Here is a 24,754-nt window from a genome sequence, read left to right on the forward strand (position 1 = left end):
GATAAACAAATAGCTAAATAGGCAATACTACTTTTAACATTGAATTATTGTATCAGATCTAAAAACTCATTCTCGGTTAAGATAGTAACTCCTAATTTGTTTGCTTTTTCTAATTTAGAAGGTCCCATTTTATCACCTGCTACGACATAATCTGTCTTAGACGTTATAGAACTTCCTACTTTCCCACCATGATCTTCTATAACTTGCTTTATTTCATCACGAGACATCTTTTCAAATACTCCCGAAACAACTAAAGTTTTTCCTAACAATGTATCTGATATGACTGTCGATTCTTTTTCTTCCAAAACGAACTGCACACCATAGTCTTTTAGCCTAGCTATAATTGCTTTATTCACATCACTACTAAAGAAATCTATCACACTCTGTGCAATACGCTCTCCTATCTCATCCACCATAATCAATTCCATCAAAGGAGCTACTGCTAAAGCATCAATAGTCTTATAGTGATTAGCTAACTTCTTTGCAACAGTTTCACCTACATAACGAATACCTAAAGCATAAAGAACGCGCTCAAATGGAATCTGTTTAGATGCTTCTATACCCTTGATTAGATTGTCAGCAGACTTCTCTCCCATTCGTTCTAACCCTAGAACTTGTTCTTTTCTCAATTCATACAGATCTGCATAGTTTTCTACCAACCCATTTTTGTATAATAGAACTACCGTTTCTTCACCAAGCCCATCTATATCCATCGCCTTACGAGAAATATAATGCTGTATTCTACCAGCTATCTGAGGCGGACAACCATACACATTAGAACAATAATGTTGAGCTTCCCCTTCACTTCGCTTTAATTTAGTACCACACTCAGGGCATTCTTTAATGTAAATCGTACGCTCTGAATCAGCAGGTCGTGCGTCGAAATTAACTCCAACAATCTTTGGAATAATCTCTCCACCTTTCTCTACATACACAGAGTCATTCACTCGAATATCAAGCTTTGCTATCTGATCTGCATTGTGCAGTGATGCTCTTTTCACTATTGTACCTGCTAATTGCACAGGTTCCAGATTTGCCACAGGCGTTATAGCTCCAGTACGTCCTACTTGGTAAGAAATAGAATTTAATACTGTTTCTGCTTGCTCTGCTTTAAACTTATAGGCTATTGCCCATCTAGGTGCTTTAGATGTATACCCAAGTTCATCCTGATAGTGTAATGAATTTACTTTTATAACCACACCATCTGTCTCATAAGGTAACTCATGTCTATGCACGTCCCAGTAAGAGATAAACTCAAATACTTCATCTATATTTTTTGCTAACTTCGAAATAGTAGGTACTTTAAACCCCCATTCTCTGGCTCTACCAAGACTCTCATATTGAGTCATCATCCCTAAATCACTTCCTACCACATAATATAACAAACAATCAAGTGGTCTCTTGGCTACCTCTGCACTATCTTGAAGTTTTAAACTTCCCGATGCGGTATTTCTAGGATTAGAATAAGGTGTTTCTCCTATTTCAATTAACTCTTGATTCATCTTTTCAAAACCAGCTAGTGGCAATACAATCTCTCCACGAATATCAAAACTAGCTGGATAATCTCCTTTTAATCGAATAGGCACAGACTTAATCGTGCGGATATTATTTGTCACATCATCTCCCTGTACTCCATCTCCTCGTGTTACTGCTCTTGCGATTTCTCCGTTCTCATACGTTATACTAATAGACGCTCCATCATATTTTAATTCACAAGTAAACTCTACAGGAACATCTCCTAAAACCTTTTGTACTCGTTGCTCCCAGTCAAGTAAATCTTCTTTAGAATACGAATTATCTAAAGAATACATACGATGACGATGTACAACAGTATTAAAATTCTTGGTCACTGTACCTCCTACCCTTTGAGTAGGTGAGTTTATATCATAATATTCTGTATGAGCTAACTCTAGTTGCTCTAATACTTTTAATTTTTGATCAAAATCAAAATCTGAAATAGTAGGATTGTCTAACACATAATAATTATAATTATGGTCATTTAACTCTTTGCGGAGTAACTCTAATTGTGCTTTAATATCCATCTAACTAATATTTATAACTTAAGCATTTCTTTAAATTGTCCATATAAATGCCCCTCGCTTAAGATAGCTCCTTGTTGTATTAAACCAAAAATTTCACTATTTCGATCATCACCAAACCCTTTACCTCCATGTCTAACTTCTACATCTTCTGTAAAAATCGCATCAGACAACCATTGCAAACCTTCCTTTGTTAAAAAATCTATATCCGATTGCTTAGCTTTAATAACGATAGTCTTTATCTCTTTATCATCAAACCCGAATAAAAAGATATAATTCTTAGAATAATGCTCTAAATACTTTGCTGTATTCAAAACACCCTCCCAAATCAAGTCAGAGAATATATCTAATTCTTGGTCAGCTACTTCAGGCTTTTCTTCCTTTATCTTATCCCATTCATTTTTATCTATCTGCTGTGAGACCAAAAAATTAATAAACTCAGGATGTAATTCCTCTAACTGCTCTTTAGTAAGCCTAGTATATTTCATAATAAAATTCCATTTGAAACAAAGATAACACCTTCATTCCAATTCATATAATCTGATAAAATTAATTCTTGATGATTGCTGCTAATTCTTTTTTCTTAGCTGTTGCGTATTTAAGAGGAACATAATCTGCCTCTACAACATCCATTTCATAAAAAGAAAGTGTTCTTATATCAAATACAAATGTTCCTACAGTAACTATTCTATCCTCATAGTTCTCATATACAGTAAACTGATAAAAATTTCCTCTTTTCCCAGAACCATCTATATCTGCATTAGGAGATACATCTACCCGCAATCCAACACCTATACCACCATTCTCTTTTACTGCGTTGCTAAACTCTTCTCCTAAATAATCCTTAGCTGATGTAGTCTTCAATGCTGCAATAACAGTCTCTAATCCATCTTTACTAATTTCAATCTTATTCACTTCACTCATTAATTCAAGTGCCTTCTTATTATCTACTTTAAGAATCTTAGTTGTATTCTTTAAGATAGTAGGCTCTTGCTCATATAAGTTCTCCCAAGGAGCTATTCCTTCAGTTGTTTTTAAATCTCCTCCATCTATCGATTCTACAGGCACTTCTTTTTCAGGCGAAACAGTCTCAATCCCCACCCCTTCGGTATCTTTTATATCTTTCTCATCCTTACAACTAAATAAAGACAATCCTAAAATCACTACACCTAAAAACTTTACTATTCTATTCATATCTAATATTTTCTTTAAATATCAACTTAAAATTACAATTCTATAAATATACATAATCTTCAAGATCCCCCTCCTAAACATGACCACAAAGTCGATTATTATACCCTTCCAATATACAAAAAAAGAAAAAAACCTAATTCGTTTATTTCGCGAAAATATATAGCAAAAAAAAGACCCCCTAAAACAGGAGGTCTTTTCTATATATAATCATTTAAGACTATTCTTGCTCAGCGATTACTTCGTAATCTACTTCAACGATTACATCACGGTGTAAACGAACGTTTGCAGTATATTTACCTAAACGTTTGATAACTCCTGAAGTGATGAATTTTTTATCAACTGATTGACCGTTTTTAGCGAAAACCTCAGCGATATCTGCATTAGTTACAGATCCGAATAATTTCTCACCACCAGCTTTAACAGTGATTTTGATATCTAAAGCTTTTAATGCTTCAGCTACAACTTTAGCATCAGCTACAATTTTAGCTTCTTTGTGCGCTCTTTGTCTTAAGTTCTCAGCTAATACTTTTTTAGCAGATGGAGTAGCTAAGATAGCAATTCCTTGAGGGATTAAATAGTTACGTCCGTATCCTGGTTTAACAGTTACTACGTCATCTTTAAATCCTAACTTTTGAACGTCTTGTTTTAAGATAATTTCCATTGTTGATGTCCTTTTTAAAAGAAGTTAGGTTTCACGAATGAAAACCAACAACCTTAGTTTTTTATTATTTTAATAAATCAGCTACGTATGGCATTAAAGCTAAATGACGTGCTCTTTTTACTGCTACAGATACTTTTCTTTGGAATTTCAAAGATGTTCCTGTTAAACGACGTGGTAAAATTTTACCTTGTTCGTTTACGAATTTTAATAAGAAATCAGCATCTTTATAATCGATGTATTGAATTCCTGATTTTTTGAAACGACAGTACTTTTTAGTTTTGTTAGTTTCAATGTTTAAAGGCGTTAGATATCTGATATCTCCGTCTTTTTTACCTTTTGCAGATTGCTCTATACTTGACATAACAATTAAGCTTTTTTAGATTTTAATTTCTCTCTTCTTCTCTCTGCCCAAGATACAGCGTGTTTATCTAAAGCTACAGTTAAGAAACGCATAACTCTTTCGTCACGTCTGAATTCAGTCTCTAAGTTGATGATGATCTCAGCTGGTGCTGTGTATTGGAATAAATGGTAAAAACCACTTTTCTTGTGTTGGATCTCATAAGCTAATTTTTTTAAGCCCCAGTCCTCTTTAGCTACCATCTCAGCTCCTCTAGAAGTAAGAAATTCTTCGAATTTCTCTACTGTTTCCTTTATCTGTGTTTCAGATAAAACGGGATTCAAGATGAAAACAGTTTCATAATGATTCATAAATACTAAATTTTATTTGTTACAAAATTGGGTGCAAAAATACAACTTTATACATACTATCCAAAACTAATTTGTCTTTTTATAAAGTTTTAATCCTTACACTTCCTTATCTCTCTATTTTCTTGTCTAATAACAACTCCGCTCTCTGATACATCCCCTCTATAGATAATACATCTAAATCCGCGTGAGCTCTTAACCACTTAGCATTCAGATCTACCAAGTCTTCTTCTAAACCATAGAAATCATCATTCTTTAGCAAATCTCTTGTAGGGTTAGTCCCAAAATAATCAGACTCACAGAATGCTTCTAGTACAACATCATCTATTCCCTTCAGTACCTCAACTTGTTTAGTTAACAAAGCTAGATTAGCCACAGCTCCCATCTTTTCTAATCCAACAGCTATTGTTTCAAAGAATTCAAAATCAGCTTGTGTATTCCACACGATTTGAGAGAAGTTACCATTCTTATACTGTGCTAAATAATAATCTACATAATAACTTAAGATTGCATCCGGATGAACTACTTCTCCCATTAACCCTCCCTCATCTCTTACTAGGTTAATAAATGAGATATTCGAAGAGATAATATCATATCTCTCTTGACTTTTAAAAGCATCTTCTGAAATAACTATCTTTAATTCCATTCTTCTTATTTTATTTTTTAAAGCTAATAGAAATCAACATTTGCCACTACCTTTACAGAACGATACTGTCCGATAGCCTCAAAGCTCTTTAATATTCTTCTAATATTTTCTTTTGTCTTTACTAGTGGTACATTCTGAGGTATCTTAATTAAGATAACTCTGATATACTGATTGCGTATCCTATTAATAGCGGGCTCTTCCGGTCCTAACACTGGGATACCTAATTGTTCTTTTAGATTGTTATACAACCAAAACGAAGACTCTTTTAATTTCTCAAACTCTTTATGTCTTAAAGTCAACTTCACTAACCTATAGAAGGGTGGATACTTAAAATTATAGCGCTCATACATCTGTTCTTTGTACATCCCTATATAATCATAATGTGTTACTTGCTGTATGATATTGTGATATGGATTAAAAGTCTGAATAACCACTTTTCCTTTTTTCTCCTTCCTACCAGCTCGTCCAGCCACTTGTGTCATCATTTGATAAGCACGCTCATGCGCTCTAAAGTCTGGATGATACAGGCTATTATCTGCATTCATTATCCCTACTAAGTTTACATTATCAAAGTCAAACCCCTTCGCTAACATCTGCGTACCCACTAAGATATCTATCTGCCTCGCTTGAAAAGCCTCTACTAATTTCTCAAAGCCATACTTCCCTCGTGTTGTATCTTGATCCATACGTGCAATACGCTTATTCGGATACAATTCCTTTAACTCTTCTTCTACCTGCTCTGTACCAAATCCCTTAGTGCTCAAATCAACACTATGACAGCGCATACACTGCTTAGGCATCGGCAATGTAAATCCGCAATAGTGGCATCTCAACTCATTTTGATACTTGTGATACGTCAAACTCACATCACAGTGTGGGCATTCTGGCACAGCACCACACGTCACACACTCAACCACAGGGGAGAATCCACGTCTATTCTGAAACAAGATAACTTGTTCCTCTAAAGACAACGCCATATTAATCTCATTGATTAACACATCTGAGAAATGCCCTGTCATCTGCTTGCGTTTATATTTGTCTTTTATATCAACTAGTACTACCTCTGGAAGTACGACATTTGTGAATCGCTTCATCAGCTCTACTTTGCCATACTTACCTTGTGTCGCATTATAATATGTTTCTAAGCTTGGTGTTGCAGACCCCAATACTACTTTAGCTCCATGTTGTTTAGCTAAAATAATTGCACTATCTCTCCCATGGTAACGAGGAGCAGGATCATGCTGTTTATAATTCCCTTCGTGTTCTTCATCTACCACCACTAATTGCAAATCTTGAAAGGGTAAGAACACAGATAATCGTGTACCAATAATCACTTTAGACTTTTCCGATTTATTCAAGACTTGATCCCAAACTTCTAATCGCTCACTAGGAGAATACTTCGAATTATACACTGCTACTTCATTACCAAAATAATTAGTTAACCTCATCATTATCTGTGTGGTCAACCCTATCTCTGGTAATAAGAACAATACTTGTCCTTCATTAGCGATGTACTTTTCAATTAACTTTATATATACTTCCGTCTTACCTGAAGCAGTTACCCCATGTAGTAAGACCACATCTTTTGTCTCCAGTGATTGGCCTATTTCCCACAGCGCTTTACTCTGTTCATCACTTAACTCTATCACATCCTGTGTCGCATCACCGAAAATCACGCGATCTTGGTTTAGATAATATTCTTCAAATATTCCCTTAGTGATTAAAGCTTTTACTATAGCTGAAGTAGATTCTGACTCCTCTACTAACTGCTTTACAGTAATCGGCTTCTTGTGAACTGCATGCAACTGAAAATATTTCAAGATCATCTCTCTCTGCTTCTCAGAGCGAGACACTATCTCCATCAAGTCAGCTAAACCATTATCTACTAAATATTGCTCAGCAAGCTTTACATAGCGTATTTGCTTAGGCTTATATTTCTCCACCATCTCCTCTTGTAGGAAGATCATCTTTTTTTCGAGAAGCGAATTAATTACAGGAAATACTTTCTTGCGATTCAGTATAGCGATAATCTCTTCTACCTTTAAGATAGACTGTACCTGAAGTGCTTCATAGATTAAATACTCTGCATCATCTAGATCGTCCGGACTTATCTTACTTACTGGGTTAAACTGTATAATAGTCTCACTCTCTAACAGTAGCTGTGACGGCATAGCACTCTTATACACATCTCCTATCGTACACATATAATAGTCTGACAGCCACTTCCACAGTACTATCTGCTTCTCTGTCACCACAGGAGTAAGATCTATAATCTCATTAATCTCTTTCGCCTCGTAGTATTCAGGTAATCTATGATGCTTCTCGATCACCACAGCCGTATATACTTTTGAACGACCAAAAGGAACAGCTACTCGCATACCCACCTGGATAAACTCATATTCTGCCTCACTTACTGTGTAAGTAAACGTAGGATCTAACGCCAATGGGACAATAACCTCAACAAAGTAATTCATACTAACAATACTGCTTTTTAGAAATCAATAACCACAAAGATAAACTCTTTCTTTTTATCTCATCTCTTCAGTATCGCATTCGCTCTTATTTATCTCAAAATAGGGAGAAGTGAAAGATACTATTATACAAACCTATGTTGATACGCCTCTCTACTATTGTACATTAATAATATAAAATACTTACATCTTAAAATAGGTTCCAAAACATTATAGTAATCGTCCCTACCCTTGTATCTCAAGAGCACATCAATCATATATTAAACCTCAAACACCCCAATATAAACCAATCCATTAGACAATCTATCACTAGTAACCACCTCTAAATCATCATTAAAATAATATAGCATTGTATTTGCCTCATTGATACCTTTTGATAAACATAAATTATAAATATCCTCTAACATACCTGAAGCACCTATTATCTCATCTACTGCAGCTTTTAGCGATAGATTAATTGCAGAGTAATATACTCCTATGTGATCTTCATCATACCAATTTAACCCAATATCTCTATCAAATTGACTCCCACCAACATCTAATTTCACTCTTACTTTATCAACTTCTAAATATTGATTAAAGTCCTCTTTACTTCCTATAAAGGTTCCTATCCATACATGAATATGGGTCATCGTATTTTCCATAAACTAATCTATAAATATAAATGGTGGATGCTCACTATCTCTGTATTTTATCTGAGTTGTGTTCTAGAATACTTATTAATGATCAATTCAAACACATAAATATCGCTTTCCATTTTTCTAACTTTTATATTATCCCTATCTACTTTAACTCCTTAAACACCCGTTCAGCAGACACCTTCATTTCTTCATCTGACAGTAATTTCTCGAGTATCTCTTTTTTTTCGTTTACCTCAAGTGAACGTACTAAAGAATCAAAAGCACTATATCTATAATCTATATCTTGTGTTTTATCAACAACAACTTCTTTCACATAATCCACTATAAAAGAATATGACATAAAATTCACAGTCGTCATCACAGCATACTCCTTTACCTCATCATCTGAACTAGTCGTTAGTACAGTATATAAACTACTTACTATGCTGTCTTTATAACCAATCGGAATATCGTATAATTCTAAAATCTTCAACACCTCTATTCTAGCTAAGTCAAACTCTTCTTCATCAAGTAGAATAGTATTATACAAATCCCACTTGGAATCAATATCCTCCCACTCAAGTTCTTTTATATATTCTACTTTCTCCCAATCTGTTTTAGCATAATAACATTCTTCTATATTCATCATACCTCAGTATTAAAATTAAACTTTTTATCTAATATAATGGGGGTATAGTGATACCCTACCGCTGTGTATCAACAGCACGTGACGTCTACACCAATAACTACAATACTTTAAAAACAATTCACTCTTGTCTATTTAACATATCTAAAAATACTATTATTTACTACTTGCTACTACAGTTTTCTACTATTTTTTACTAAAAACAGCTCTTTATAGGGGTATTAACTAAAAAAGTGTAGTACTTTTTTTGAGACCAAAAAAAACACAATATATTGATAATTAAGCAATTACATAATACATGCAAAAAAACTAGATAAAGCATACCTTCATAATCCCAGTATTAATCATACTTTATGCTAATTCCTTCAACACTTCTTCAACATTACTACAAGAATGCTCTATAAAACCAGTTCTTTGTTGAAGAACTCTTGAAGAGGTCTTGTCGCACTCTTGAAGAGCTAAACACATAAATGATATTTTGATATCTTCTGTATGGGCACAAAAAAAAGGCCACTAACTTGCGTTAATGACCTTGTATTTTAAGCCTTACTCTTTTTTATTATTTTAAACGATGTTTAAAAATCTAACTTTTCGACTACTGACTATAGTTTTTTCCAAGTTTGTGTTCTTCCCATAAGCGATATTCCAATATAACCTCTTACATCTAGTTTATCTACTCCGTTTAGCTTCACAGTACACTTATACTCTTTTCCACTTTCAGGATCAGTGATTCTACCACCAGAGTACTCATTGCCTTTCTTTTCTAAATCTTTTATTATAACAAGTCCTTCAATAGGCTTTCCTTTATCACTGCCTGTACAGTTATCACATTTAGGATCTGCCTTAGACGGATTTAATAGTTTTATTACTTTGCCATAGTACTTCCCTCCTTTTTCATAGATTTCTATGATAGATTTCTCCTTACCTGTGTTATCATCAATGGTTTTCCACTTACCTACGATACTCTGAGCTTGAGCTGATATTGATACTGCTAATACAAGTATCAGTGTTGTTAAAAAATTCTTCATAGTTTCGGGTTATTTTAGTTGTTATGAATCAAATATAGCTATTTTTTTGACTTTAATTTATTTATAGTCAAATTTAATTCAAAACCTAACAATAGAATCATACAGTTAATCCACAGATAGAACATCACCACTAATAATGTTCCAATAGACCCATATAGTTCGTTATATCTAGCAAATCGCAACACATATACCCCGAATAGGTATGAGGTTAAAATATATAGTATCGTAGTAAATACTGACCCGATAGAAATAAACGACATTTGCTTAGTTTGTTTGGCTCCGAATTTATACAATACAGAAGTAGTAGTTAATACCACTAATAATAAAAAGATACTTCTAGACCACTGAATAAGCAAAGAATTCAAATGAAACTTATACATAAACACTTCTAATGTAACAAAGAAAGCTACTGAGAAAATAACTAAAATAGCTAAACATACAGATAACACTAATGCTACTAAATACTGACGAACAATATTACGTGACACAATAATGTGATAAGAAGACTCAAAGCCTCCTATAATCGCAAATACACCATTAGTCATTAAGAAAATTGACAATAGAAAACCCGAAGACAACAGCGATCGATAACTGTTATTCATAATATCGGTCAGAATGGACTCTACTGCGTCAAAAGTAGTTGGTGGTACCGAACTAGCAATGAATTGCATAAAATCTACCTGAAAATTATCTATAGGTATGTAAGGAATAAGATTAAGTATAAATAGTGCAAAGGGAAATAAAGCCATAAAAAAGCTGAAAGCAATAGATCCTGCTCGATAGGAGAACGCTCCTTTTATAATACCTAATAGATACAGCTCTATTAAATCATAGAGTGAATATCCCTCTAACACCTTAAATCGGATGCACTTTAGCGACCGGACTATAGCATTAAGGATAGGTATCCTATCTATTCTTTCTTCTATTTCCTTTGACATTATTCCTTTTATCTATTGTTAAACTTTTTTTAGGATGTAATATACAAGGATATCACTTTAGCAACGCTTCTTTATTTAAACTATCTAATAACTATAATACTGCTTTTAAACTCAAGTCCATATTATATACTGAGTGAGTCAAAGCTCCTGAAGAGACATAGTTCACACCACATAATGCATACTCTCTAACTGTACTTTCATCTATGTTACCCGAAGATTCTGTCTGACACTGATCTCCTATCAGTGCTACAGCCTCTCGTGTCATCGCATAATCAAAATTATCAAGTAAAATACGGTGTACATTATCACACGCTAAAATTTGTTTTACCTCATCGATACTTCTAGCTTCTACTATTATCTTTAACTCTTTATTATTCTCTTTTAAATACTGATTCGTTTTATCTATAGCTTCTTTAATCCCTCCAGCAAAATCAATATGATTATCTTTCAGCATAATCATATCGTAAAGAGCAAAACGATGGTTCTCTCCACCAGCTATCTTCACAGCCCACTTCTCTATCGCACGTATACCTGGTGTAGTCTTACGAGTATCTAATATCTTGGTATCAGTACCTTCTAATAAGTTTACGAAAACTCGTGTCTTCGTAGCTATAGCACTCATGCGTTGCATAGCATTAAGCATTAATCGCTCTGCCTTTAGAATAGATTGAGACGAACCTGACACATATAATATAATATCCCCCACTTGCACTTTGGCACCGTCGTTAATACATACCTCTACTATTAAAGTAGGATCTACAAACTCTAATACCATCTTAGCAAACTCTACACCTGCTATATATCCATCTTCTTTTACTAATAATTTTGCCTTACCTGTGGCGATAGCAGGAATACAAGCTAAAGAGCTATGGTCACCATCACCTACATCTTCACGTATTGCATTTGTAATAATTATATCTAGTTCTGCCTTAAATTGTGCTTCTGAAATCATGTTTAAAAAAAATTTGCGATGCTAAAATAAGAAATGTTTTACCAAGTCTCATTATAGAACATCGCAAACTATGTATCTTATGGTACAAACTAACCTATAGTAATACCTAACATTCTATAGAATTCTCGAAGAATATCAGGATGCCCAGGCCATGCTGGCGAGGTAACTAAATTACTGTCTACTACAACCTTATCTACTCCTACTTCTTTATATGTACCTCCTGCTAGAGTGACGTCTGGTCCTACTGCAGGATATGCCGTTAAGGTTCTTCCTTTTAAGACACCTGCAGGAGTTAATACCTGAATCCCGTGACAAATAGCTGCTACAGGCAAATTCTTCTCAAAGAAATATTTCACAAAGTCAATCACCTTGCTATTTAGACGTATATATTCAGAAGAACGCCCTCCACAAATATACAATCCGTCATAGTCTGCTATTTTAACTTCGTCAAAAGATTTATTGATTACAAAGTTATGTCCTCTTAATTCTGCATAAGTCTGATAACCCACAAAGTCGTGTACTGCTGTAGCAATAACCTCATTCTTATTCTTTCCTGGACAGACTACATCTACCTTTACACCTACTGATAATAATGCCTGATAAGGAACCATCACTTCATAATCTTCTACGAAATCTCCTGCTAACATTAAAACTGATTTTGCCATAACTACTATTTTTGATTATTATTTTTCTAATATAAGCCTTTACAGATGTTTTTTAATGGATAAATCAAAAAAAATCTGATAACTAATCACTCTCATCTTACTTTTTAGTATTTTTAAACAAAATCCTAAAAGCAATTTAAAACAATTGACCTTATGAAAACAAAAATCGCCATGTTAGCATTATTTCTAACTTCGCTAGTTAGCTGTAACCAAAAAGTAGCACCAACTCAAAGTGTAAAAGTAGCAGACTTGTATTCTATAGAAATACCTGGAACATTTGCTACAATACAAGATTTGTATCCAAATGCGGATTTACAATACGGAAATACATTCAAACAAATGTATATCGTAACAACACATGAAGATAAAAAAGAAACTGAAAACTTTGATTATTTTGTAAATAAAAACTTAAGTAGTTATAACAAAAGACCTAATTATGAAGTGATTAGTCAGGAGGATATCCGTATTAATGGTATTACAGGTAAGAGATATGAGCTCAAGATGTCACAAGATAAAGATATGATGTACATGATACAGGTAATGCTAGATGGTAAAAAAGCTAATTATCAATATATAACATGGACTACAGGTGATAATAGTCAAGCTCAAAAAGACAACTTTCTAAATACTTTAGCTACTTTTAAAGAACAATAATATTTTAACAAAAATTAAGCATTGCTAACTATAAAGTGATGTTATTTATCGTACCTTTATAGTACTCAAAATGAGTGCTTAAAAGCACTTTAAAAATGTAATTTAAGAAATATTAAAACAATTATGAAAAGATTAAACTTAGCTCTAGCTGTATTAGCAACAAGTACAATGTTATTCTCTTGTGGTGAGAAAAAAGCAGATACTACAACTACACCAACTGAAACTCCAGCTGAAACTCCAGTTACTCCAGAAGAAGTAACAGGTGTTCAAATCACAATCAATGCAGGTGATGATATGAAATTTGATCAATCAGAGATTCGTGTTCCTGTAGGTGAAAAAGTTACTTTAACTTTAAAACATACTGGTAAAATGGAGAAAGCAATTATGGGACATAACTGGGTGTTATTAAAACCTGGAACTGACATGACTGCTTTTGCTACTGATGCTGCTCAAGCTGCAGATACAGATTATATTCCTGCTAAAGACAGTGATAAAATCGTAGCTCATACAAAAACTCTTGGTGGTGGACAGTCTGAGACAATTGAATTTACAATCACAGAAGCGGGTACTTATGACTTCTTATGTACATTCCCTGCTCACTTCGCTTTAATGCAAGGTAAGTTAATCGCTGAATAGTATATACTTTTAAGCCTAATAATATTCAAGGAGTTGTTTTTAAAACAACTCCTTTTTTATTTAGCTCGAAATCAACGTTAGCCAAATACTACAAAGCAATTCTGCTTCAGACCTATTTTGTATACTTGATTTTATTTACCTGTCTATTACTTATTTTGGGTTTAAACAAAGACTCGCTCAGGTAACTGCACAATCTAACATTCTCTTATTTACATCTTTTTTAATTGCTTTAATTCAAAAATGAAAGCACAAAATATGTTAAAAGTTAGTAATCTTAGCTTTTTTACATCAAAAAACGTAGTCATTTTTTTCTGACTAATTGGTTATTCATAATTTACAGTGTATCTTTGTTTCAACAAATTAGCATATAAAATGAAAAAAATTGTCTTATCATTAGCTGTAATGGCTACATTAACTCTTGCATCTTGTGGAAACAAAACTGCAGATACAACTACAACTGAACAAGAAGTAACTGCTCCTGCAACTGATGCAGTAGGTTATAAAGTTGCGACTGCTGACTCAAAAATTGACTGGGTTGGAGGTAAAGTTTCAGGAGATAACCATACTGGAACAATCAGTGTATCAGAAGGTGAAGTGTTCGTAAAAGACGGAAAAGTTACTAATGGTAAATTTGTAATTGACATGAACTCTATTGTAGTTACTGATATTACTGATGCTGAAATGAAAGCTGGTTTAGAAGGTCACTTAAAAGGTACTTCTGAGGAAAAAGCTGATCACTTCTTTAACGTATCTAAATTCCCAACTGCAACATTCGAATTAACTTCTGTTGCTGAAGAAAAAGGAAAACAAGTAGTTACAGGAAACTTAACGCTAAAAGAAGTTACTAATTCTATTTCATTCCCAGCAGTTATCACTGTTACTGATGCAGATGTTACAATCGCTTCAGATGAATTCGAAATCGATAGAACTAAATGGGGAGTTAACTTTAACTCAGGTTCAATCATCAAAGATTTAGCAGGAGATAAAATCATCAACGATAATATCAAAATCAAAATTACTACAAAAGCTACTAAATAGTCTTTTTATAGGATATAATCAGGAGTTACTCTTCATTGAGTAGCTCCTTTTTTTTTCATTAAAATATTAAAGCTGTAACTTTGAGCTACAAAAGAAAATAGAATTATCATGAAGCATTTTGACATAATCATAATTGGAGGTGGTCCTATAGGTATCGCTTGTGGTTTAGAAGCTAAAAAGAAAGAATTGTCTTATCTAATCATCGAGAAGGGATGCTTAGTAAACTCTCTTTATCACTATCCTGTCAATATGCAATTTTTCTCTTCTTCTGAATTATTAGAATTAGATAATATTCCCTTTATTAGCAAGGAGAATAAACCCCGCCGCAGTGAAGCGTTAGAATACTATCGTAGAGTAACAACAACTAATGTTTTAAATATTCACTTGTTTGAAACTGTATTAAGTAGCACTAAGAACAATGAAGGTTTATTTGAAGTAGGTACTTCTAAAGATAACTATACCGCTAAAGATATTATTGTTGCTACAGGGTTCTATGATATCCCTAATCCACTAAACATTCCCGGTGAAAGTCTAGCTAAGGTATCTCACTACTATACTGATCCACATTACTATGCTGGTATGGATGTAGTGGTAGTAGGTGCTAGTAATTCATCTGTAGATGCAGCATTAGAATGCTACCGAAAAGGAGCTAATGTAACGATGGTCATTAGAGATAAAGAAATCAGCTCTCATGTCAAATATTGGGTAAAACCAGATATCGAAAACAGAATAGCCGAGGGGAGTATCACTGCTTTATTTAACAGTACTATTACAGAAATAATGGATAATAGCATTCTAATCAACGTAAAAGGTGAAGAAGTGACAATAAAAAACGACTTTGTCCTTGCACTTACGGGATATCGTCCTAACTTTGTCTTTTTAGAACAATTAGGGGTAACTATTTCTACAGATGAGAATCGTACTCCTACTTACAATACAGAAACTATGGAAACAAGTGTGTCGAACTTATATTTAGCAGGTGTAGTATGCGGTGGTTTAAACACGCACACTTGGTTTATTGAGAATTCTAGAATTCACGCTGTTACCATTCTTAACCACATTTTTTCTAAATATCGATATCGTCGATTTTAGGACTTACATTCCTTACACACCCCTTTAGCTACTACGTCTATAGCATCCAACTGAAAACCTGCTGGTATTTCTATTTTTGGAATAGACACTTGTGTTAGACATATTGTCTTTTTACAATTACTACACACAAAATGTAGATGAGTATCGTGATGATGACTTTCATCGCATTCCTGAGCACATAATGCATATTGAGTCACATTATTAGTCGTAATACTATGAAGCAATCCTTTGCTTTCAAATGTCTTTACTGTTCTATATAATGTCACTCTGTCGGATTGATCAAAGCTTGCTTCAATATCAGCAAGCGATACTGCTCCCTTTTGCTGTTTTAAAAACTTCAATACCAATAGGCGCATTGCAGTCGGGTTAATCTTTTTGGCTTGTAATTCTTGTTCTAAACTAAGGGTACTCATATTTTCTCATTTTGTCATAAACAAAGATAAACAATGTTTATCAATCCTGTAATTTATAGTAGACAGTTTGTTTTTAACAGTGCATTAGCTTAAAAACATATAATACATTTTAGTATAAATAAACATATTTGATTATTATAGTAAAAAATAAAAACATATATTTATTTTTTTACTACAATCAAACTAAAAACACAAATTAAAGTGAATAGCAAACTTATAGGAAGTTCCCTTATTATAGCAGGTACAGCAATCGGCGGAGGAATGTTAGCCATGCCTATTATATCATCAGGAGTAGGATTTATAGGCATTACCGTAGTGATGATACTAATCTGGTTAGCCATGTGCTATACCGCCATTCTATTAGTAGAAACATATAAAGACAATAACCCAGAAGATGGATTAAGTACAATGACTTATAAATACTTAGGCAAAACAGGTTCTATCGTCACTGGAATAAGTATGCTAACACTAATGTATGCCCTAGTCAGTGCGTATATCGCTGGGGGTAGTGATATTCTGAGATTAAACTTAAGCAAATGGTTAGATACTGATGTAAGTCCTCAAATTACAGCATTTATCTTCACCATTCTATTCGGAGGCATTGTAGGTCTAGGTGCACGTGTAGTAGATATAGCAACAAGATGGATATTTATAATAAAACTAGTATTCTTATTTATTGTTATAGTAGTAATCTGTGGACATATCAAAATAGATAACTTATTACAGATGCCTTTAGAAAGTAAACTATTCTACTCTTCTATTCCAGTTATCTTTACTTCATTTGGTTTTCACATTGTAGTACCTAGTATGGTCAAATATCTACATGGCGATATCAAGCTACTTAAAAAAGCTTTTATCTATGGGAGTTTATTGCCACTTGCTGTTTACCTTATCTGGCAATTATCGATACTAGGTAGCATCGAACCGGAGACTTTCTTTGCGATTATAAAAGAGACCAAAGGATTAGAAGCCGTCATAGTTGCTGTCAATGGTGTATCTGAATCTAAGTGGATGAACATTCCTCTTAATGTATTCTTTGCTGCAGCTATATTAACATCATTCTTAGGTGTAGCTCTAGCGCTATTTGACTATGTAAAAGACTTAAGTAAGAAAAAGAAGTTTGGTAAGAATGCAGTGATCCTATACTTAATCACATTTATACCACCATTACTATTTGCTTTATACTATCCTAAAGGCTTTGTAATAGCCCTTAGTTACGCAGCAATATCAGTAGTCATCACATCTCTATTCATACCAATACTTATGTATATCAAAGTAAAGCAAGAAAGAAAAGAACCTATAACTTTCTTTCAAAAGATAGCATTTAGCTTGATTTTTGCTTTCGGAGTAGGTATATTATTAATACAAGTATTAATGACGGCGGGTGTACTCCCAATTTTAGACTAACAAATTGAGTTTAAACTCAGCGAATTACATAAATTTAAATAAATACAAAATGCAAAAAATTATCGGAAGTATTCTAATTGTCGCAGGTACGACAATCGGAGCAGGAATGTTAGCAATGCCCATTATATCAGCAAGCGTAGGGTTTACCTTTATGGCCTTTATCTTGTTCTGTATCTGGTTTGCTATGTATTATACTGCAATACTTTTGGTAGATGTATATAAATACAACCCTCCTACTCACGGACTAAATACATTAACTGTAAAATACCTTGGCAACTCTGGAGCTGCAGTTACCGCTATTAGTATGTTAGTACTGATGTATGCCTTAGTAAGTGCTTATATCACAGGAGGAGGAGAAATATTCAGAACGAATGTAGCTCATTGGTTTAATATTGAAGTATCTTCCCATACCTCAGCATTCTTATTTACACTAATATTTGGAAGTATCATAGCTTTCAGTACACGTGTGGTTGATTTTAGTAATAAGATTGTCTTTTCTTGTAAACTATTTTTTCTATGTATTGTAATGGCGCTATTACTGCCTAAAATAGAAATGGTACACTTACAGCATATGCCAGTCAACAGTATACCTGTATTAGCGACTATTCCTGTTATTTTTACAAGCTTTGGGTTTTATGTTGTCATCCCTACTTTAGTAAAGTATCTAGATGGTAATCTAAAACAATTAAAGCTAGTATTCTTAATAGGGAGTATTACTCCCTTAATCTTGTATTTAGTTTGGGAGCTTACCTTTTTAGGTAATTTAGACAGTAGTACATTTACTGCCATTTTACAAGAGAATTCAAAATTAGATGGATTAGTTAAGGCTGTAAGACAAGTAAATAATTCTGAATTAATAAGTATCTCTTTTACTTTATTTGCTTCTGCAGCATTACTAACCTCTTTTTGGGGTGTAGCGATGGCTTTAAAAGATTATATTCAAGACTTAGGTAAGAACAGACCTTTTATAAGTAACAATGCTTCTGCTATGCTACTTACTTTTACACCTCCATTGTTATTTGCTATCTTTTATCCTGATGGTTTTGTGATAGCACTTGGTTATGCCTCAGTACCGCTAGTTGTATTAGCCTTAATTATGCCAATGTTAATGTTGAGCAAAGCACAAAAGCAAGCTGGCGTAAAACAACCTATTTTACAGAAATTAGCTTTCTTGTTTTTATGGGGATTATCGATACTGATTTTTTTACTGCAAGGGTTGATGGTTGCTGAGATTATACCAGCATACTAACTATCACATTGACAGAAACAATATACCTGCCGACTTAACCTAGATTAAGAAATATCTAGATTAAGTCGGCTTTATTATTTTAAAGCATTACCTATCAGTACATTTGCCCTATAAAAAAAAAAGAAAATGAAAAATATAGTTTTGATAGGTGCAACAGGATATGTAGGTTCTGCTATATTAAATGAATTAATTCATTGTCAATATAACGTTACAGCTATTGCTAGAAATACAGCTACAGTATCGAATAGTTCTTTAGTTAAAAAAGTTGCTTTAGATATTACTGACAAAACCAAATTAGTAAATGCCCTTAAAGGTGCTGATATTGTCATTAGTGCATTTAACGCTGGATGGACAAACCCTAATTTATACAAGGACTTTACCACAGGTGCTAATGCTATACACAATGCTGCAAAAGAAGCAGGAGTCTCAAGATTAATTGTTATCGGAGGTGCAGGTACATTGTATATTAAGCCAGGATTACAATTAGTAGACACACCAGACTTTCCTGATTTTATCAAGCCAGGAGCTACAGCTGTAAGAGATTATTTCGAGAATATATTAGCAAAAGAAAGCACTTTTAAATGGACCTATTTTAGTCCTGCGATAGAAATGAATCCAAACAATCCTGGTAAACGAACTGGACATTATAGAATAGGTACAAATACACCTGTCTTCGATAGTGAAAGTAGAAGTAGAGTATCTGTAGAAGATGTAGCAGTAGCTATAACAGATGAAATAGAAAATGAACAGTTCCTAAACAAACAGTTCACAATAGGATATTAGTTCCAATAAAAGTCCCCAATTAAGGAAACAACAACAATTCTTCCCTTACTAAAAAAGGCTGTATCATTCTTTACTGATACAGCCTTTTTATTTTATTTCGAGATAATATATCTTACTACTACTTCTGCTGCATTTAACCCAAACAATGCTGGTATCCAACTATTTGTACCGTAGAACGACTTCTTATAATTCGTCCCATCAGTTAATTTTAGACTATCCTCATCTGGCATCTCTAATGAGAATACTGCTTTCACTCCAGAAGTTATCCCCTCTTTCTTAAGGCGCTTTCTGATTTGCTTTGCTAAAGGGCAAACAGTCGTTTTACCAATATCCTTTACTACCACCTTGCTTGCTATCATCTTACCACCAGCTCCCATCGCACTAATAACTTTTACTTTCTTGCGCTTAGCTGCTAAGATTAGATTTATCTTAGGAGTTACGCTATCTATACAGTCTAATACATAATTAAAATCCGCTGTCACGATTTCGTGTGCTCGCTCTGGAGAAATAAACTCTTCTATACGCACTAAATTCAATTCGGGATTTATATCCATCAGTCTATCACCGACCACCTTTACCTTTGGCATTCCAACAGTAGAATGTAATGCTGGTAATTGTCTATTGATATTGGTTATATCAACTGTATCGCCATCTACGATAGTCAGATTTCCTATTCCTGCTCTTACTAAAAACTCAGCTGCAAACGATCCTACTCCACCTACTCCTACTATTAGTACTTTTGCGTTCTTTAGTTTTTGTAACCCTTCTTCTTTAAAAAGTAATTCTGCTCTCTCTTGCCAAATTGCCATTTATTCTATTTATTAATCAGTCGCTGACTGCTGTTATCTATTAAAAATTCTCTTATAATTCTCTTCTATCTGTCGCTCAATATGTTCATTTAGCTGCTCTGCTATGCGATATACCTCAGCAATTGTTATCTCTTCTACATCATCTGTCTCTAAGAATATTTGCTCTCTTGGTACCTGTACAAATGTATCTCTTAAAGCTTCATTATAAATAAGGTGTTTACCAAAAGAAAGAAAAAAACCATTCTTCCAAAGACTCTCTGCTACTTGCCGTTTCTTATTAAAACTGTGAATAATCAATGGAACTGTAATGTTTAACTCTTTTTTAATAGCGATCACTTCTTGATATGCTGAAACGACGTGCAAAATTACTGCTTTTTTATATTTCTCTGCAAGTAGTAACTGTCTCTTAAACACATCTATCTGTATATTTAATGAAATATTGATTTTCTTATCTAATCCACACTCTCCTATCGCTAAACAATTTGGTTGTTGTAACTCCTCTTCTAACAAGGTTAACTCTTCATCTAAACGCTCTTCATCAATATACCATGGATGTATCCCAACAGAATATGTAGGAAGGGTATTATCAACTGTCATAGGATACTGATTAATTATTTCTACTATCTCGTGTTGATTCGTAATATGATGAGTATGTATATTGATTTTCATAAAGCGAAGATAAAAAAAAGCCCCTAATTAACTTCTGCTAATTAGGGGGTTTTATATTTTAAGAGATTACTCGACTATTTTAATCCAGCTAAGCTGTGTTCGATAGTAGCAATTTTAGCTAAAGCATCTGCTTCTTTCTTTCTTTCATTCTCAATAACCTGAGCAGGAGCACCACTTACGAACTTCTCGTTAGATAGTTTACCTTGTACAGATTTCAAGAATCCTTTTAAGTATTTCAACTCTTCTTCTAACTTAGCGATTTCTTCTTCTACATTTACACTTCCTGTTACAGGAATAAAGTATTCATTAGAGTTAACTCGGTAAGATAGCGCCCCGCTTACTTGCTCAGTAACATACTCTATAGAAACAATGTTCCCTAATTTAGAGATAATACTGTCAAAGTAAATAGATACTTTATCGTTGTTGATTACTTTTAAATCAATCGTTTCTTTAAACGAAATATTCTTGTCTTTTCTGATTGTACGGATACCCGCGATAACCTCAGTCGCTAATTCAAACTCTTTAATTAAGTTCTCATCGAAAGACGTCATCTCTGGCCAAGAAGATACTACAAGAGCTTCCTCAGCTGTACGCTCATTAATATGTTGCCAAATCTCTTCTGATAAGAAAGGCATAAATGGATGCAACAATTTCAAGTTAGCTTCTAATAATGCAATTGCTTTGTCAAAAGTAACCTTGTCTATTGGTTGTTGATATCCTGGTTTAATCATTTCTAAGAACCAAGAGCAGAAGTCATCCCAAACTAACTTATAGATAGCCATAAGTGCATCAGATATTCTATATTTCTCAAAATGGTCTTCGATCTCTACTAATGTCTTCTGAAGTTTAGCTTCGTACCATTCTATTGACACTTTAGAAGATTCTGGTTGCGGGATAGTCTCAGATACTTCCCATCCTTTGATTAAACGGAATGCATTCCACACTTTATTAGTAAATGCCTTACCTTGAGCACATAACTCTTCGTCAAACATAATATCATTACCAGCAGCAGCAGATAATAACAGTCCTACACGTACTCCGTCCGCACCGAACTTATCAATTAATCCTAAAGCATCAGGAGAGTTACCTAATGATTTAGACATCTTACGACGTTGTTTATCTCTCACGATACCCGTAAAGTACACGTTTGTAAATGGTTTTTTACCTGTGTACTCATATCCAGCCATAATCATACGTGCTACCCAGAAAAAGATAATGTCTGGTCCAGTCACTAAGTCATTCGTAGGATAGTAGTAGTTATACTCTTCATTCTCTGGGTCAGTAACACCATTAAACACAGACATTGGCCATAGCCAAGAAGAGAACCACGTATCTAAAGCATCCTCATCCTGTTTTAAATCAGCAGCAGTTAATCCTGCATTACCTGTTTTATCTTTTGCTAATACTACAGCTGTTTCAATATTTTCAGCTACTACAAAATCTTCTTTACCAGTACCATAATAGTACGCAGGTATTTGTTGTCCCCACCATAACTGACGAGAAATATTCCAATCACGGATATTCTCTAACCAACTTTTATAAGTATTATTATATCTACTTGGATATAACTTCACCTCTTCAGTTTCCATTACAGCAGATAAAGCAGGCTTAGCTAACTGCTCCATTTTAAGAAACCACTGATCAGATAATCTTGGTTCTATTACCGCTTTTGTACGCTCAGAAGTACCTACATTGTTGATATAGTTTTCTACTTTATCTAGTGCTCCGATAGATTCTAATTCTAATTCTATCTCTTTACGTACTACAAAACGGTCTTTACCTTTATAATGCATACCCAACTCATTAAGTGTAGCATTAGCATTAAAGATATCGATAATCTCTAAATTATGTCTCTCTCCTAAATCTTTATCGTTTATATCATGAGCCGGAGTTACTTTCAAACATCCTGTTCCAAACTCCATATCTACATACTCATCAAAGATGATAGGTACTACTCTATTACAGATTGGTACAATAGCATTCTTCCCTTTTAAGTGAGCATAGCGTTCATCATTAGGATTAATACAGATAGCTGAATCACCTAAGATAGTCTCTGGACGTGTAGTAGCGATTACTAAGTACTCATTACTACCCTCTATTTGATATTTTAAGTGGTACAGTTTCCCTTGGCGTTCTTCATAGATTACTTCTTCATCAGACAGTGTAGTTAACGCTTCTGGATCCCAGTTAACCATACGGTAACCACGGTAAATTAATCCTTTATTATATAGGTCAACAAATACTTTTATCACTTGTTCAGACATCTCTGGATCCATAGTAAACTTCGTACGATCCCAATCACAAGAACAACCTAATTTTTTAAGTTGATCAAGGATTACTCCACCGTACTCTTCTTTCCATTCCCAAGCATGTGCTAAGAACTCTTCGCGTGTTAAATCGTTTTTATTGATACCCTGCTCTTTCAATTTTGCGACGACTTTAGCTTCAGTAGCGATAGAGGCGTGATCTGTTCCAGGTACCCAACAAGCGTTAAGCCCTTTTAAACGAGCACGACGTATTAATACATCTTGAATCGTATTGTTCAACATATGTCCCATGTGTAATACTCCCGTAACGTTCGGTGGTGGTATTACAATCGTGTAAGGCTCTCTATGGTCAGGAGTTGAGTGGAAAAAATTATTTTCCATCCAGTACTGATACCATTTTTGCTCTACTTGCTTTGCGTCAAATTGTGCAGGAATTGTCATTTACTTAATAATTTTACTTGTTTTTAACATTTTTTAAAGTCGCTTATAAAGGTAATAATACTTTAATTAAATTTTAATTTAAGCACTATTACTTTTTACGTATCTTTGTAGCATGCAAAAATATGGATTACAATGCAATTACAAAAGATAACATCTTACTTTAAATGTTTATTTTTATTTGCATGTAATTCTAAAGTTTTTAATTTTACAAAACAACAAATAGAAAAATAATGAAAAACATTTTAGCATTATTAGTTTTGGTTTTGACAAGTGCAGTAACATTTGCACAAAAAGGACCTAAGATTCAATTCAAAGCAGAAAACAACACAATTGATTATGGAACTGTGGTAAGAGGAAAAGATAATGGAATAAGATCTTTTGAATTTACTAACGTTGGTGATGAACCATTAATTATTACTGCTGTAAGATCTACTTGTGGATGTACAGTTCCTTCTAAACCAGAAGAACCTATTTTACCTGGTCAAAAAAGTAAAATTGACGTACAGTATAACATGGCTCCTGGTAAAATCAGTAGAACTATTACTGTAGAATCTAATGCAGTCAACTATACTAATGGTGTAGTAGCACTTCGCATTAAAGGAGATGTGGTGAATAACTAATCAGAAAATAGACCGAAAAACAAAAGGGATCGCATGAGCGATCCCTTTTTTGTTTTTCGCTACTAATTTAATACTACACTTCTGTCGTTATCAGATCATATTCAAAAGCTG

26 protein-coding genes are annotated in these 24,754 nt (G+C 33.9%); 8 read left to right on the forward strand and 18 right to left on the reverse strand.

What is annotated here, in order from left to right; all coding sequences use genetic code 11:
• Positions 1 to 44: 44 nt before the first annotated feature.
• The 14 genes from ligA to LNQ81_RS01865 form a co-directional block, all read right to left on the reverse strand.
• Positions 45 to 2,042, reverse strand: a complete 1,998-nt coding sequence (gene ligA, locus LNQ81_RS01800) for an NAD-dependent DNA ligase LigA (RefSeq protein WP_229944470.1) — start codon at positions 2,040 to 2,042, stop codon at positions 45 to 47.
• 11 nt (positions 2,043 to 2,053) lie between these two features.
• Complete coding sequence (locus tag LNQ81_RS01805; RefSeq protein WP_229944471.1) at positions 2,054 to 2,527, reverse strand: DUF6495 family protein; 474 nt, start codon at positions 2,525 to 2,527, stop codon at positions 2,054 to 2,056.
• Positions 2,528 to 2,588: 61 nt separating this feature from the next.
• Complete coding sequence (locus LNQ81_RS01810) at positions 2,589 to 3,233, reverse strand: hypothetical protein (RefSeq protein WP_229944472.1); 645 nt, start codon at positions 3,231 to 3,233, stop codon at positions 2,589 to 2,591.
• A gap of 217 nt (positions 3,234 to 3,450) precedes the next feature.
• The gene (rplI, locus tag LNQ81_RS01815) at positions 3,451 to 3,894 is read right to left on the reverse strand and encodes a 50S ribosomal protein L9 (protein ID WP_229944473.1); all 444 of its coding nucleotides are present in this window, start codon (positions 3,892 to 3,894) and stop codon (positions 3,451 to 3,453) included.
• A gap of 64 nt (positions 3,895 to 3,958) precedes the next feature.
• Positions 3,959 to 4,255 carry a 30S ribosomal protein S18 gene (gene rpsR / locus LNQ81_RS01820; RefSeq protein WP_010256901.1) on the reverse strand — a complete coding sequence of 99 codons (297 nt, stop codon included), beginning with the start codon at positions 4,253 to 4,255 and terminating at the stop codon, positions 3,959 to 3,961.
• A 5-nt stretch (positions 4,256 to 4,260) separates the two neighbouring features.
• A complete protein-coding gene (rpsF, locus tag LNQ81_RS01825) occupies positions 4,261 to 4,602 on the reverse strand; it encodes a 30S ribosomal protein S6 (protein WP_229944474.1) in 342 nt (113 codons plus the stop codon).
• A 106-nt stretch (positions 4,603 to 4,708) separates the two neighbouring features.
• Positions 4,709 to 5,245, reverse strand: coding sequence for a DMP19 family protein (locus LNQ81_RS01830; RefSeq protein WP_229944475.1), 537 nt, complete (start codon positions 5,243 to 5,245; stop codon positions 4,709 to 4,711).
• Between the two features lie 23 nt (positions 5,246 to 5,268).
• Entirely contained in the window at positions 5,269 to 7,719 is a 2,451-nt protein-coding gene (gene priA, locus LNQ81_RS01835) for a replication restart helicase PriA (RefSeq protein WP_229944476.1), read from the reverse strand.
• Between the two features lie 257 nt (positions 7,720 to 7,976).
• A complete protein-coding gene (locus tag LNQ81_RS01840) occupies positions 7,977 to 8,360 on the reverse strand; it encodes an immunity 22 family protein (protein ID WP_229944477.1) in 384 nt (127 codons plus the stop codon).
• A gap of 139 nt (positions 8,361 to 8,499) precedes the next feature.
• Complete coding sequence (locus tag LNQ81_RS01845; protein WP_229944478.1) at positions 8,500 to 8,985, reverse strand: hypothetical protein; 486 nt, start codon at positions 8,983 to 8,985, stop codon at positions 8,500 to 8,502.
• Positions 8,986 to 9,584: 599 nt separating this feature from the next.
• On the reverse strand, positions 9,585 to 10,010 hold the full coding sequence (locus tag LNQ81_RS01850) for a DUF2147 domain-containing protein (RefSeq protein ID WP_229944479.1): 426 nt from the start codon (positions 10,008 to 10,010) through the stop codon (positions 9,585 to 9,587).
• Between the two features lie 38 nt (positions 10,011 to 10,048).
• On the reverse strand, positions 10,049 to 10,948 hold the full coding sequence (locus LNQ81_RS01855) for a YihY/virulence factor BrkB family protein (RefSeq protein WP_229944480.1): 900 nt from the start codon (positions 10,946 to 10,948) through the stop codon (positions 10,049 to 10,051).
• Positions 10,949 to 11,039: 91 nt separating this feature from the next.
• The gene (nadC, locus tag LNQ81_RS01860) at positions 11,040 to 11,900 is read right to left on the reverse strand and encodes a carboxylating nicotinate-nucleotide diphosphorylase (protein ID WP_229944481.1); all 861 of its coding nucleotides are present in this window, start codon (positions 11,898 to 11,900) and stop codon (positions 11,040 to 11,042) included.
• 89 nt (positions 11,901 to 11,989) lie between these two features.
• A complete protein-coding gene (locus tag LNQ81_RS01865; protein ID WP_229944482.1) occupies positions 11,990 to 12,565 on the reverse strand; it encodes a DJ-1/PfpI family protein in 576 nt (191 codons plus the stop codon).
• Positions 12,566 to 12,718: 153 nt separating this feature from the next.
• Between LNQ81_RS01865 and LNQ81_RS01870 the strand changes: the two genes are divergently transcribed.
• From LNQ81_RS01870 to LNQ81_RS01885, 4 genes are all read left to right on the forward strand, one after another.
• Entirely contained in the window at positions 12,719 to 13,219 is a 501-nt protein-coding gene (locus LNQ81_RS01870) for a hypothetical protein (RefSeq protein ID WP_229944483.1), read from the forward strand.
• 123 nt (positions 13,220 to 13,342) lie between these two features.
• Positions 13,343 to 13,855, forward strand: a complete 513-nt coding sequence (gene azu, locus LNQ81_RS01875) for an azurin (protein ID WP_229944484.1) — start codon at positions 13,343 to 13,345, stop codon at positions 13,853 to 13,855.
• A 372-nt stretch (positions 13,856 to 14,227) separates the two neighbouring features.
• A complete protein-coding gene (locus tag LNQ81_RS01880; protein WP_229944485.1) occupies positions 14,228 to 14,893 on the forward strand; it encodes a YceI family protein in 666 nt (221 codons plus the stop codon).
• 108 nt (positions 14,894 to 15,001) lie between these two features.
• Positions 15,002 to 15,985: a YpdA family putative bacillithiol disulfide reductase gene (locus LNQ81_RS01885; RefSeq protein ID WP_229944486.1), complete on the forward strand. Its 984-nt coding sequence runs from the start codon at positions 15,002 to 15,004 to the stop codon at positions 15,983 to 15,985.
• Here the strand turns inward: LNQ81_RS01885 and LNQ81_RS01890 are convergent.
• Positions 15,982 to 16,398, reverse strand: a complete 417-nt coding sequence (locus tag LNQ81_RS01890; protein ID WP_229944487.1) for a Fur family transcriptional regulator — start codon at positions 16,396 to 16,398, stop codon at positions 15,982 to 15,984. The two genes, LNQ81_RS01885 and LNQ81_RS01890, sit on opposite strands and share 4 nt — an antisense overlap.
• Before the next feature lie 201 nt (positions 16,399 to 16,599).
• On the opposite strand from LNQ81_RS01890, the gene LNQ81_RS01895 reads away from it, so the two are divergent.
• The 3 genes from LNQ81_RS01895 (at position 16,600) to LNQ81_RS01905 (ending at position 19,837) form a co-directional block, all read left to right on the forward strand.
• Complete coding sequence (locus LNQ81_RS01895; RefSeq protein ID WP_229944488.1) at positions 16,600 to 17,805, forward strand: aromatic amino acid transport family protein; 1,206 nt, start codon at positions 16,600 to 16,602, stop codon at positions 17,803 to 17,805.
• A 49-nt stretch (positions 17,806 to 17,854) separates the two neighbouring features.
• Positions 17,855 to 19,054, forward strand: a complete 1,200-nt coding sequence (locus tag LNQ81_RS01900; RefSeq protein ID WP_229944489.1) for an aromatic amino acid transport family protein — start codon at positions 17,855 to 17,857, stop codon at positions 19,052 to 19,054.
• A gap of 126 nt (positions 19,055 to 19,180) precedes the next feature.
• On the forward strand, positions 19,181 to 19,837 hold the full coding sequence (locus LNQ81_RS01905) for an NAD(P)-dependent oxidoreductase (protein WP_229944490.1): 657 nt from the start codon (positions 19,181 to 19,183) through the stop codon (positions 19,835 to 19,837).
• A gap of 92 nt (positions 19,838 to 19,929) precedes the next feature.
• On the opposite strand, the gene LNQ81_RS01910 is transcribed toward LNQ81_RS01905, so the two are convergent.
• The 3 genes from LNQ81_RS01910 to LNQ81_RS01920 form a co-directional block, all read right to left on the reverse strand.
• Complete coding sequence (locus LNQ81_RS01910) at positions 19,930 to 20,646, reverse strand: tRNA threonylcarbamoyladenosine dehydratase (protein ID WP_229944491.1); 717 nt, start codon at positions 20,644 to 20,646, stop codon at positions 19,930 to 19,932.
• 33 nt (positions 20,647 to 20,679) lie between these two features.
• Positions 20,680 to 21,315, reverse strand: coding sequence for a TatD family hydrolase (locus tag LNQ81_RS01915; protein ID WP_229944492.1), 636 nt, complete (start codon positions 21,313 to 21,315; stop codon positions 20,680 to 20,682).
• 74 nt (positions 21,316 to 21,389) lie between these two features.
• Positions 21,390 to 24,023: a valine--tRNA ligase gene (locus LNQ81_RS01920; RefSeq protein ID WP_229944493.1), complete on the reverse strand. Its 2,634-nt coding sequence runs from the start codon at positions 24,021 to 24,023 to the stop codon at positions 21,390 to 21,392.
• Positions 24,024 to 24,253: 230 nt separating this feature from the next.
• Between LNQ81_RS01920 and LNQ81_RS01925 the strand changes: the two genes are divergently transcribed.
• On the forward strand, positions 24,254 to 24,643 hold the full coding sequence (locus LNQ81_RS01925; protein WP_229944494.1) for a DUF1573 domain-containing protein: 390 nt from the start codon (positions 24,254 to 24,256) through the stop codon (positions 24,641 to 24,643).
• Positions 24,644 to 24,754 lie beyond the last annotated feature (111 nt).

Source organism: Myroides oncorhynchi (genome assembly GCF_020905415.1).
Classification (GTDB): domain Bacteria; phylum Bacteroidota; class Bacteroidia; order Flavobacteriales; family Flavobacteriaceae; genus Flavobacterium; species Flavobacterium oncorhynchi_A.